General features: G+C 71.5%; 11 protein-coding genes. 8 read left to right on the top strand and 3 right to left on the bottom strand.

Going from position 1 to position 10,589, the window contains the following annotated elements; translation table 11 throughout:
- Positions 1-476 precede the first annotated feature (476 nt).
- Positions 477-1,112, bottom strand: coding sequence for a MarC family protein (locus tag N1F89_RS19460; protein ID WP_290086102.1), 636 nt, complete (start codon positions 1,110-1,112; stop codon positions 477-479).
- A gap of 231 nt (positions 1,113-1,343) precedes the next feature.
- On the opposite strand from N1F89_RS19460, the gene gyrA reads away from it, so the two are divergent.
- The gene (gene gyrA, locus N1F89_RS19455; RefSeq protein WP_290086101.1) at positions 1,344-4,148 is read left to right on the top strand and encodes a DNA gyrase subunit A; all 2,805 of its coding nucleotides are present in this window, start codon (positions 1,344-1,346) and stop codon (positions 4,146-4,148) included.
- A 42-nt stretch (positions 4,149-4,190) separates the two neighbouring features.
- On the opposite strand, the gene N1F89_RS19450 is transcribed toward gyrA, so the two are convergent.
- Both N1F89_RS19450 and N1F89_RS19445 read right to left on the bottom strand, forming a co-directional pair.
- A complete protein-coding gene (locus tag N1F89_RS19450; protein WP_290086100.1) occupies positions 4,191-4,325 on the bottom strand; it encodes a hypothetical protein in 135 nt (44 codons plus the stop codon).
- Between the two features lie 152 nt (positions 4,326-4,477).
- Positions 4,478-5,197 carry a DUF4386 domain-containing protein gene (locus N1F89_RS19445; RefSeq protein ID WP_290086099.1) on the bottom strand — a complete coding sequence of 240 codons (720 nt, stop codon included), beginning with the start codon at positions 5,195-5,197 and terminating at the stop codon, positions 4,478-4,480.
- 299 nt (positions 5,198-5,496) lie between these two features.
- Here N1F89_RS19445 and coaD point away from each other — a divergent pair, with 299 nt between their 5' ends.
- From coaD to N1F89_RS19410, 7 genes are all read left to right on the top strand, one after another.
- Complete coding sequence (gene coaD, locus N1F89_RS19440; protein ID WP_290086098.1) at positions 5,497-5,997, top strand: pantetheine-phosphate adenylyltransferase; 501 nt, start codon at positions 5,497-5,499, stop codon at positions 5,995-5,997.
- A 60-nt stretch (positions 5,998-6,057) separates the two neighbouring features.
- A complete protein-coding gene (locus tag N1F89_RS19435; protein WP_290086097.1) occupies positions 6,058-6,645 on the top strand; it encodes a peptidylprolyl isomerase in 588 nt (195 codons plus the stop codon).
- A gap of 26 nt (positions 6,646-6,671) precedes the next feature.
- Positions 6,672-7,145, top strand: coding sequence for a peptidylprolyl isomerase (locus N1F89_RS19430; protein WP_290086096.1), 474 nt, complete (start codon positions 6,672-6,674; stop codon positions 7,143-7,145).
- A complete protein-coding gene (locus tag N1F89_RS19425) occupies positions 7,145-7,543 on the top strand; it encodes a hypothetical protein (protein WP_290086095.1) in 399 nt (132 codons plus the stop codon). Before N1F89_RS19430 ends, N1F89_RS19425 begins: the two co-directional genes overlap by 1 nt.
- Positions 7,544-7,553: 10 nt before the next feature.
- Positions 7,554-8,630: a tRNA preQ1(34) S-adenosylmethionine ribosyltransferase-isomerase QueA gene (queA, locus tag N1F89_RS19420; protein WP_290086094.1), complete on the top strand. Its 1,077-nt coding sequence runs from the start codon at positions 7,554-7,556 to the stop codon at positions 8,628-8,630.
- Positions 8,627-9,757, top strand: a complete 1,131-nt coding sequence (gene tgt / locus N1F89_RS19415) for a tRNA guanosine(34) transglycosylase Tgt (RefSeq protein WP_290086093.1) — start codon at positions 8,627-8,629, stop codon at positions 9,755-9,757. The genes queA and tgt overlap by 4 nt, the downstream gene beginning before the upstream one ends.
- Positions 9,758-9,981: 224 nt before the next feature.
- Entirely contained in the window at positions 9,982-10,395 is a 414-nt protein-coding gene (locus N1F89_RS19410; protein ID WP_290086092.1) for a DUF2177 family protein, read from the top strand.
- Positions 10,396-10,589: the final 194 nt, after the last annotated feature.

Below are 10,589 nucleotides of genomic sequence, written 5' to 3'. Positions count from 1 at the left end.
CGCCGCCCCTCATCCGCCCCTTCGGGGCACCTTCTCCCCGCGTGCGGGGAGAAGGGGCGGCTGGCGTGTCGCATTCGTGCCGGCGGGCAGCAGCGTTTCGGCGAAGACGCGCGTGGCCTCACCCTCTCCCCGCTCGCGGGGTGTGCGCCGGCGCATGCGGGGATTGCGCCGGCGCGGCACCCCCCTCTGTCGGCTGCGCCGACATCTCCTCCTCAAGGGGGGAGATCGGGCTGGCGAGCGGCCGCCCGGTCGGTCGGGAGACGGGCGAAAGCGTCGCCGCTCCCTCTCCCCGCCTGCGGGGAGAGGGCAGGGTGAGGGGCAGCGGCGACGCGGCGGCGGCGCGCGGTTTTTCGCAGGAATGGCGGCGCCCTTGCGGCCAACGCCGGCGCCGCCCCTCATCCGCCCCTTCGGGCACCTTCTCCCCGCGTGCGGGGAGAAGGGGCGACAGGGCGGTGGCGGCCGAGGGGGCGGGGCGTTCAGGCGGGGAGCGCGAGCAGCGCCTTGATGCCGTCGGCGACGAACTGGACGGCGAGCGCGGCCAGGATGACGCCGAGCAGCCGGGTGAGGATCGAGCGGCCGGTCTCGCCGAGGAAGCCGTCGACGCGTTCGGCCAGCACGAAGACCGCATAGGTGACGAGGATCGCCGCCAGCACGATCGCCACCAGCAGGGCGAGGCCGAGCGGGCCGGTGAAGCTGGCCGACAACAGCAGCGTGGCGGAGATCGCGCCGGGGCCGGCGATCAGCGGTATGGCGAGCGGAAAGGCGGCGATGTTGCGGATCATGTCGCGCGTGATGGCGCGCTCGGCGCTCTTTTCGTGTCGCTCCTGGCGGCGCTCGAAGATCATCTCGAAGGCGATGACGAACAGCAGCAGCCCGCCGGCGACGCGAAAGGCTGCGAGCGAGATGCCGAACAGCGCCAGGATCGCCGTGCCGGCGACCGCGAACAGCGCCAGCACGGCGAAGCCGATGACGCTGGCGCGCACCGCCACCTGGTTGCGCTCGGCCCGGTTCATGCCGCCCGTCAGCGCCAGGAACAGCGGCGCCAGCCCCGGCGGATCGACCGTCACGAGGATGGTGAAGAAGGCGTTGAGGATGGCGTCGAGGCCGGGCATGGCACCCCTTTCGCACGAGGCCATAGCACGGCCGCCGCGCGGCCCCAACCGTGCGCCGCCGCCGCGCCCGGCCGTCTTGCGGCGAGATGTCACGGCGCAATTCGGAGGGCCGCGGTATCCGCTTGAATTTCCGTCGCAATCCGAGCGCGGAATCGGCGCCCGACATTGGAGAATCGGCGCCGCTTCCTATATAAGAGGGCAATGATTCCCGAACATCGATCGTGACGTGAATTGACCGACCAGACCACGCCGCTCGGGCCGGACGAGCCCGACGACATCGACCCGATCTCCATCGTCGAGGAGATGCAGCGCTCCTATCTCGATTACGCGATGAGCGTGATCGTCAGCCGCGCGCTGCCCGACGTGCGCGACGGGCTGAAGCCGGTGCACCGGCGCATCCTCTACGCCTCGCACGAGAGCGGCTACCACTGGAACCGCAAATACGTGAAGTCGGCGCGGCCGGTCGCCGACGTGATGGGCAAGTATCATCCGCACGGCGACGGTGCGATCTACGACGCCTTGGTGCGCATGGCGCAGCACTGGTCGATGCGCCTGCAGCTGATCGACGGGCAGGGCAATTTCGGCTCGATCGACGGCGATCCGCCGGCGGCCATGCGCTACACCGAGGCGCGGCTGACCAAGGTGGCGCACGAGCTGCTCGAGGACATCGACAAGGACACCGTCGAGTTCCAGGACACCTATGACGGCGCGGCGCGCGAGCCCAAGGTGCTGCCGGCGCGCTTTCCCAACCTGCTCGCCAACGGCTCGGGCGGCATCGCCGTGGGCATGGCGACCAACATCCCGCCGCACAATCTCGGCGAGGTGATCGACGGCTGCGTGGCGGTGATCGACAATCCGGCGATCGGTCTCGTCGAGCTGATGGACATCATCCCCGGCCCGGATTTCCCGACCGGCGGCATCATCCTCGGCCGCGCCGGCATCCGCAGCGCCTACGAGACCGGCCGCGGCTCGATCGTCATGCGCGGCAAGGTCGACATCGAGGCGATCCGCGGCGATCGCGAGGCGATCGTCGTCACCGAGGTGCCCTACCAGGTCAACAAGGCGGTGATGATCGAGAAGATGGCCGACCTGGTGCGCGACAAGCGCATCGAGGGCATCTCCGACATCCGCGACGAGAGCGACCGGCAGGGCTATCGCGTCGTCATCGAGCTGAAGCGCGACGCCAATGCCGACGTCGTGCTCAACCAGCTCTACCGCTTCACGCCGCTGCAGACCTCGTTCGGCGCCAACATGGTGGCGCTCAACGGCGGCAAGCCCGAGCAGCTCACCCTGATCGACATGCTGAAGGCGTTCGTCGCCTTCCGCGAGGACGTCGTCAGCCGGCGCACCAAGCACCTTCTGCGCAAGGCGCGCGACCGCGCCCACGTGCTGGTCGGCCTGGCGATCGCGGTCGCCAACATCGACGAGGTGATCCACCTCATCCGCCACGCGCCCGACCCGCAGACGGCGCGCGAGCAGCTGATGACGCGGCGCTGGCCGGCGCACGACGTGGAGGCGCTGATCCGGCTGATCGACGACCCGCGCCACCGCGTCAACGAGGACGGCACCTACAACCTGTCCGAAGAGCAGGCGCGCGCCATCCTCGACCTGCGGCTGCAGCGCCTGACGGCGCTCGGCCGCGACGAGATCGACGAGGAGCTCAACAAGATCGGCGCCGAGATCGCCGACTTCCTCGACATCCTGTCGTCGCGCGCGCGCATCCTCGACATCGTCAAGAGCGAGCTTCTGGCGGTGCGCGACGAGTTCGGCACGCCGCGCCGCACCGAGATCGCCGAGGGCATCGGCGACATGGAGGACGAGGACCTGATCCAGCGCGAGGACATGGTCGTCACGGTGACGCGCAAGGGCTACATCAAGCGCGTGCCGCTGTCGATCTACCGGGCGCAGGGGCGCGGCGGCAAGGGCCGCTCGGGCATGTCGACCAAGGACGAGGACATCGTCACCCGGCTGTTCGTGGCCAGCACCCACACGCCGATCCTGTTCTTCTCCTCGCGCGGCATCGTCTACAAGGAGAAGGTGTGGCGGCTGCCGGTCGGCACGCCGCAGTCGGGCGGCAAGTTCCTGCGCAACATGCTGCCGCTGGAGGCCGACGAGCGCATCACCACCATCATGCCGCTGCCCGAGGACGAGGAAAGCTGGGGCGAGCTCGACGTGATGTTCGCCACCAGGCTCGGCACCGTGCGGCGCAACAAGCTGTCCGACTTCGTGCAGGTCAACCGCAACGGCAAGATCGCCATGAAGCTCGACGACGAGCGCGACGCGATCCTCGGCGTGTTCACCTGCACGGAGGATCACGACGTGCTTCTGACGGCCGATTCGGGCCAGTGCATCCGCTTCCCGGTCAGCGACGTGCGGGTGTTCGCCGGGCGCAACTCGCGCGGCGTGCGCGGCATCGCGCTCGGCAAGGGCGACACGGTGATTTCGATGGCCATCCTCGACCACGTCGAGGCGACGCCGGCCGAGCGCCAGGCCTATCTCAAGCGCGCGGCGGGCGAGCGCAGGCTGGCCGCCGGCGAGGAGGAGGAGGTGGCGCTGACCAACGAGGAGGTCGGCGAGGACGCCGCGCTCGACGACGCGCGCTACGAGGCGCTGCGCGGGCACGAGCAGTTCGTGCTCACCGTGTCGGCCTTCGGCTACGGCAAGCTGTCGTCGAGCTACGATTTCCGGCTGACCGGGCGCGGCGGCAAGGGCATCCGCGCCACCGACGTCTCGAAGGTCGACGAGATCGGCCGGCTGGTCGCCGCCTTCCCGGTCGACATGGAAGACCAGATCATGCTGGTGTCGAACGGCGGCCAGGTGATCCGCGTGCCGGTCACCGGCATCCGCATCGCCAGCCGCGCCACCAAGGGCGTGACGATCTTCAACACGGCGAGCGGCGAGACGGTGGTCTCGGTCGAGCGCATCCCCGAGCCGCAGGACGAGGACGGCGACGAGGCGGGCGAGACGGCGGAGGAGGCGGCTGCGGCCGCCGCTGCGCCGGACGGGCCGGCCCCGGAGGACGGCGGCGCGGCCTGAGCCGGCGCGCCGCCGGCGGCGTCATCGCCGCCGGTGCGGCGCTCAGCGCAGGAAGCGGTTGTCGTTGCGGCGGATGCGGTTTTCCAGCTTCGCGCGCTGCGCCTCCTCGTGCAGCGCGAAGGCGGTCGCGATCAGCATGGCCAAGGTCATTGCGGCGGCAAGCGAAAAGATCATCATCGTCCTGTCTCCTTGACCCAAGTAACGGCGCTCGGGCGATTTGGTTTCACCTGGCTTGCCGTCCTGAATGACCGATGCGGCCGGAACGGACGCTGAAGCATCCGTTCATCCGGCGTTCATCCGCCGTTGATGGGCGCCGCGGGCCGCGGCGCTCAGGCGGGGCGGGCGGCGGCGGCGCCCGGCCGCGGCCGGCCGGTGCCGGCGACCAGAAGCCACAGCGCGAACGCGGTTTCGGCGAAAAGCGGCACGGCGTAGGCCGGCGCGAAGGCGGCAAGCGCCTGCGGCGCCAGGAAGCGCAGCGCCGAGCCGGCGAGATAGACCGGGCCGGCCAGCAGGACGGCCAGGCCGAGCAGGCGCGGCAGGAACGGCGCCCGCCAGACGAGCAGGCCGGTCAGCACGCAGTTCACGCCGAAGAAGACGAGCGCCAGATCGTAGGCCTGCGCGTGCGCCTCGAAGAAGACCAGCGCCAGCGCCCGGTCGGCGGCGGACGGGGCGTCGCCGGCCTGCAGCAGGGCGAGCGCGATCTGCTGGTTCATCAGCCCGGCGGCGATCACCGCGGCCTGCACCAGGCGGAAGGCCATGGCGGCCAGCGCCAGCGCGGGCCCGACCGGCTTCAGCAGCCGGTAGAGCAGCACGGCGAGCGCCACGTCGCTGACCGCCATCACCACGTCGGCGGCGAAGCCGGCGCGCAGCAGGCCCGGCGCGGCGCGCACGGCCGCCGCGGTGGCGGCGGCATCGCCCGGCACGACGAGCTGGGCGCGCACGGCGAGCTCGGCAAACACGCCCATCACGATGATCGTCAGGTAGAACGCGCCGGCCGCGCGCGCCTGCATCCGGCGGGTGGCGTCGCTGGCGTGCGGCTGGTCGGTCATGGCGGCTGCCTCCTTCGTCGGGCGGGGATGCCCGCTGCAGCGTTTCCAGGCGACGTGGCTCGCGGTTCGCCGTCCGGAAACGCGTTGGAACAACAAGTCGGAGCCGATCTGCGATTCCACGAAAAGCAGAACGGCTTTCGGGCGCGCGGGCGCCGGCGGCGACCTTACAGGCTCCCTCGCGCCGGCAGAAGAACGCGGCGCGGCCGTTTCGCCGGCATTCCACCGGCCGGGGGCAGGGCGGCGTCATTTGCGAAAACGCGCATTCCGCTCGGCGGCGCGATGCGCTAGAAGCGGCCGTCATGACGGAACGCAAAGCATTCTACGCCGGGTCGTTCGACCCGCTCACCAACGGCCATCTCGACGTGCTCAAGGCGGCGCTGGCCGTCGCCGACACGATCCTCGTCGGCGTCGGCATCCAGGCCTCCAAGCAGCCGGTCTTCTCGCTCGAGGACCGCATGGCGCTGATCGAGCGCTCGGTCGCCGACGAGCTCGGCCTCGATGCCGGGCGCATCGCGGTCGTCTCCTTCGAGGGGCTGCTGGTCGACGCCTCGCGCCGGCACGGCGCGACGATCATGATCCGCGGCCTGCGCGACGGCACCGATCTCGACTACGAGATGCAGATGGCCGGCATGAACGAGACGATGGCGCCGGAGCTGCAGACGGTGTTCCTGCCGGCCAGCCCCTCGGTGCGCACCATTACCGCCACACTCGTGCGCCAGATCGCGGCGATGGGCGGCGACGTCACGCCCTTCGTGCCGGCGGTGGTGGCCGAGGCGCTGCGCGGCAAGTTCCAGGCCTAGGCGGCGGCCGCCGCCGCACCGGAAACGCTCCCGGCGTCCGCCATCAAGAAGGAGATCTTCATGCATCGACCGAAGCTTCTGGCCGCTCTCGCCCTCGTCGCGGGACTGGTCCTTTCCGCCGGCGCGGCAGCGGCGGCCGAGCCGGAGAACACGCTTGTCATCACGCTGCCGAGCGGCGAGGTGGAGGTCGCGCTGCGGCCGGACCTGGCGCCGCGCCACGTCGCGCAGATCAAAGCGCTGGCGCGCGAGGGCGCCTATGACAACGTCGCCTTCCACCGGGTGATCGGCGGCTTCATGGCGCAGACCGGCGACGTCGCCTTCGGCGACATGCAAGACGGCTTCGACGCCGCGCGCGTGGGCACCGGCGGCTCGCAGCGCGGCAGCCTGCCGGCCGAGTTCTCCGACGTGCCGTTCACTCGCGGCGTGGTCGGCATGGCGCGCTCGCAGAGCCCGGATTCGGCCAACTCGCAGTTCTTCATCATGCTCGCCCCGGCGCGCCATCTCGACGGCCAGTACACGGTCGTCGGCGAGGTCGTCGCCGGCATGGAGCATGTCGACCGCATCGCCAAGGGCGACGCGGCGCGCAACGGCATCGTCGCCGAGCCCGACCGCATGCTCGACGTGCGCGTCGCCGCCGACGACCAGTAACCGCAACCGACAGGAGCCGCCGCATCATGGCCGACATCAAGGACCCGGAAAACACCCTCCTTCTCGAGACCAGCAAGGGCGCGGTGGTCATCGAGCTGTTGCCCGACGTGGCGCCCGGCCACGTCGCGCGCATCAAGGAGCTGGCGCGCGAGAAGTTCTACGACGGCGTGGTGTTCCACCGCGTGATCGACGGCTTCATGGCGCAGACCGGCGACCCGACGGGCACCGGCACCGGCGGCTCGGACAAGCCGGACCTGAAGGCGGAGTTCTCCAACGTGCCGCATGTGCGCGGCACCTGCTCGATGGCCCGCACGCAGAACCCGAACTCGGCCAACTCGCAGTTCTTCATCTGCTTCGGCGAGGCGCCGTGGCTCAACCGGCAGTACACGGTGTGGGGCCAGGTGGTCTCCGGCATGGAGGCGATCGACCAGCTCAAGCGCGGCGAGCCGGTGCGCGAGCCGGACCGGATCGTCTCCATGCGCGTGGCGGCGGACGCGTGATGCGGCGCGCCGCGCGTCTCGTTCTGGCCGGGCTGGCGCTCGCCGCAACGGCGGCGCCGGCGGCGGCCACAGGCACCATCTCCTGCGCGGCGCCGACAGCCTCGGTCACCGCGGAGCTCTCCATCGGCCGGGTGCCGGGGCTCGCCGTGGTGGGCGCGCGCATCACCGCCGAAGGCCAGACCTGGTCGATCGAGGGCAACAAGGCGACGCCGATCGTCGTCGCGCAGGCCTTCACCGACGGGCGGCTCTACCAGGTCGACTTCGCCGACGCCAATGTCGAGGCGATCGTGGCCGAGCTGCGCCTGAGCCGCGCCGACGAGCGGCGCGACGCGGCGATGGCCGGCACGCTGCGGCTGCCGGGCCTCGGCGCCTGGCCGGTCGTGTGCGTGGGGGAATAGGAGCCGGCCCATGCGCGTCGACCTGTTCGACTTCGCGCTGCCGGCCGAGCGCATCGCGCTGCGCCCGGCCGAGCCGCGCGACGCCGCGCGGCTGCTCGTCGTCGACGGCGACGGGCTCGCCGATCGCGGCGTGCGCGACCTGCCGGAGCTGCTCGAGCCCGGCGACGTGCTGGTGTTCAACGACACGCGGGTGATCCCGGCGCAGCTCGTCGGCACCCGCCAGCGCGGCGATGCGCGCGTGGCGATCGAGGCGACGCTGCACATGCGCGCCGGCGAGGACCGCTGGCTCGCCTTTCTCAAGCCCGGGCGGCGCGTGGCGGCGGGCGACCGGCTGGTGTTCGGCGAGGGCGGCAATGCCTGCCTGCTCGGCGCGCTCGAGGCGACGGTGGCGGAAAAGCGCGAGGGCGGCGAGGCGCTGCTCGTCTTCGACCTGTCCGGCCCGGTGCTCGACGAGGCGATCGCCGCGGTCGGCCACGTGCCGCTGCCGCCCTACATCGCGGCGCGGCGCGCGGAGGACGCGCGCGACCGCGACGACTACCAGACGGTCTATGCGCGCGAGGAGGGCGCGGTCGCCGCGCCGACGGCCGGCCTGCACTTCACGCCGGCGCTGTTCGAGCGGCTCGCGGCGCGCGGCGTCGTCTGCGTGTTCGTGACGCTGCATGTCGGCGCCGGCACCTTCCTGCCGGTCAAGGCCGACGACACGGCCGACCACCGCATGCATGCCGAGCGCGGCCAGGTGTCGGCCGAGGCGGCCGCCGCCATCAACGCCGCGCGCGCGGCCGGCCGGCGCGTCGTCAGCGTCGGCACCACCTCGCTGCGGCTTTTGGAGAGCGCGGCGGCCGAGGACGGCACGCTGGCGGCCTGGTCGGGCGCCACCGACATCTTCATCGTGCCGGGCTACCGGTTCCGCGTCGTCGACGGGCTGATGACCAACTTCCACCTGCCGCGCTCGACGCTGTTCATGCTGGTGTCGGCCTTCAGCGGCCGCGAGCGCATGCTGGCGGCCTACCGGCACGCGATCGCCGCCGGCTACCGCTTCTACTCCTACGGTGACGCCAGCCTGCTGTGGCGCGCGGCGCCGGCATGAGCGCAGCGTTCGGCTTCCGGCTGCTGGCCAGCGACGGCCGGGCGCGGCGCGGCGAGGTGGTGACGCCGCGCGGCGTCGTGCGCACGCCGGCCTTCATGCCGGTCGGCACCGGCGGCACGGTCAAGGCGCTCTACATGGACCAGGTGCGCGGCACCGGCGCCGACATCATCCTGGGCAACACCTACCACCTGATGCTGCGGCCCGGCGCCGAGCGCGTCGCCCGGCTCGGCGGGCTGCACGCCTTCGCCAACTGGCCGCATCCGATCCTCACCGATTCGGGCGGATTCCAGGTGATGTCGCTGGCGCAGCTGCGCAAGATCGACGAGAGCGGCGTCACCTTCCGCTCGCATATCGACGGCACCGTGCACGCGCTGACGCCGGAGCGCGCCGTCGAGATCCAGGGCCTGCTCGGCTCCGACATCCAGATGCAGCTCGACGAGTGCCTGCGGCTGCCGGCGCCGCAGGCCGAGCAGCGCCGGGCGATGGAGCTGTCGCTGCGCTGGGCGGAACGCTGCAAAACGGCCTTCGGCGTGCAGCCGGGCCGGGCGCTGTTCGGCATCGTGCAGGGCGGCGAGGACGCGGCGCTGCGCGAGGCCTCGGCGCGCGCGCTCGCCGCGCTCGACCTCAAGGGCTACGCCGTCGGCGGGCTGGCGGTCGGCGAGCCGCAGGCGGTGATGCTGGCCATGCTCGACGTCGTGTGTCCGGCGCTGCCACACGACAAGCCGCGCTACCTGATGGGCGTCGGCACGCCGGACGACATCGTCAAGGCGGTCGGCCGCGGCATCGACATGTTCGACTGCGTGATGCCGACCAGGGCCGGCCGGCACGGGCTCGCCTACACCCGGCGCGGCAAGGTCAACCTGAAGAACGCGCGCCACGCCGACGACCCGCGGCCGCTCGACGAGGAAAGCGCGTGTCCGGCCGCGCGCGACTATTCGCGGGCCTATCTGCACCATCTTGTCCGGTCGGGCGAGGCGCTCGGCGCCATGCTGCTGAGCTGGAACAACGTCGCCTACTACCAGGCGCTGATGCAGGACCTGCGCGCGGCGATCGAGGCCGGCCGCTACGCCGCGCGGGCCGAGGCGATCGCGGAAGGCTGGCGGCGCGGCGACCTGCCGGCGCTTTGAGGCGTTTCCCGGCGAAGCGGAAACCGTTCGCCGGCCGCAAACGCGTCAAGACAACACGTTGAAGCCGATCTGCGATTCGGTGAAGCGCAGAACGGCTTTAGGCGCGCGGCGGCGCGGGTCCGTCGCGGCGCGGCGCCGCGGCGGCTTGAAACCGGCCGCCCGGCGCGCATGTTGACGGGGTGAGGGCGGTCCGCGGCGGCCGCCGCAGCCTCGTGGAGGGAGCCTTGAAGTATCTCTATGCCTACGCGATCGCCTTTGCGATCTTTCTCGTCGTCGACCTGATCTGGATCGGCGTCATTGCCAAGAACCTCTACAACAACCGCATCGGCGACATCCTGCTCGACAGCCCGCGCTGGGGCGTGGCGGCGGTGTTCTACCTGCTCTACATCGGCGGGTTGATCTACTTCGCCGTGGCCGGCGCGATGGCGACCGGCAGCGTCGCGCAGGCGGCGGCGAACGGCGCGCTGTTCGGCTTCTTCACCTATCTCACCTACAACGCCACCAACCTGGCGGTGATGAAGGGCTACGACCCGCTGGTCACCGTCATCGACACCGCCTGGGGCACCGCGATGGGCGCGGCGGTGGCGAGCGGCACGGTGGCGATCCTCGCGCTGCTCGGACGCACCGGCAGCGGCTGAGGCGGGCGCGCCGTTGGTGGCGCGCGGCCTTCTCCCCGCGGGCGGGGAGAGGGTGTCCTTGCGCAGATAGTGATGCTGCTGCGTCGCGCCTTCTCCCCGCGCGCGGGGAGAGGGTGTTTCACCTGGAGGTGGAAGGAGCTAGCGCTATCCCTTCTCCCCGCAAGCGGGGAGAAGGTGCCCCGAAGGGGCGGATG

The sequence above is a fragment of the Aquibium sp. A9E412 genome, from assembly GCF_030398335.1.
In the GTDB taxonomy this organism is placed as follows: domain Bacteria; phylum Pseudomonadota; class Alphaproteobacteria; order Rhizobiales; family Rhizobiaceae; genus A9E412.
Note: the sequence above shows the minus strand (reverse complement) of the source record. Positions and strands in the feature narration are given on the sequence as shown.

Excerpts from the sequence above, each read along its gene's own strand:
- N1F89_RS19460 (WP_290086102.1), bottom strand. The coding sequence starts at position 1,112 with ATGCCCGGCCTCGACGCCATCCTCAACGCCTTCTTCACCATCCTCGTG.
- N1F89_RS19450 (WP_290086100.1), bottom strand. The coding sequence starts at position 4,325 with ATGATGATCTTTTCGCTTGCCGCCGCAATGACCTTGGCCATGCTGATC.
- N1F89_RS19445 (WP_290086099.1), bottom strand. The coding sequence starts at position 5,197 with ATGACCGACCAGCCGCACGCCAGCGACGCCACCCGCCGGATGCAGGCG.
- coaD (WP_290086098.1), top strand. The coding sequence starts at position 5,497 with ATGACGGAACGCAAAGCATTCTACGCCGGGTCGTTCGACCCGCTCACC.
- N1F89_RS19435 (WP_290086097.1), top strand. The coding sequence starts at position 6,058 with ATGCATCGACCGAAGCTTCTGGCCGCTCTCGCCCTCGTCGCGGGACTG.
- N1F89_RS19430 (WP_290086096.1), top strand. The coding sequence starts at position 6,672 with ATGGCCGACATCAAGGACCCGGAAAACACCCTCCTTCTCGAGACCAGC.
- N1F89_RS19425 (WP_290086095.1), top strand. The coding sequence starts at position 7,145 with ATGCGGCGCGCCGCGCGTCTCGTTCTGGCCGGGCTGGCGCTCGCCGCA.
- queA (WP_290086094.1), top strand. The coding sequence starts at position 7,554 with ATGCGCGTCGACCTGTTCGACTTCGCGCTGCCGGCCGAGCGCATCGCG.
- tgt (WP_290086093.1), top strand. The coding sequence starts at position 8,627 with ATGAGCGCAGCGTTCGGCTTCCGGCTGCTGGCCAGCGACGGCCGGGCG.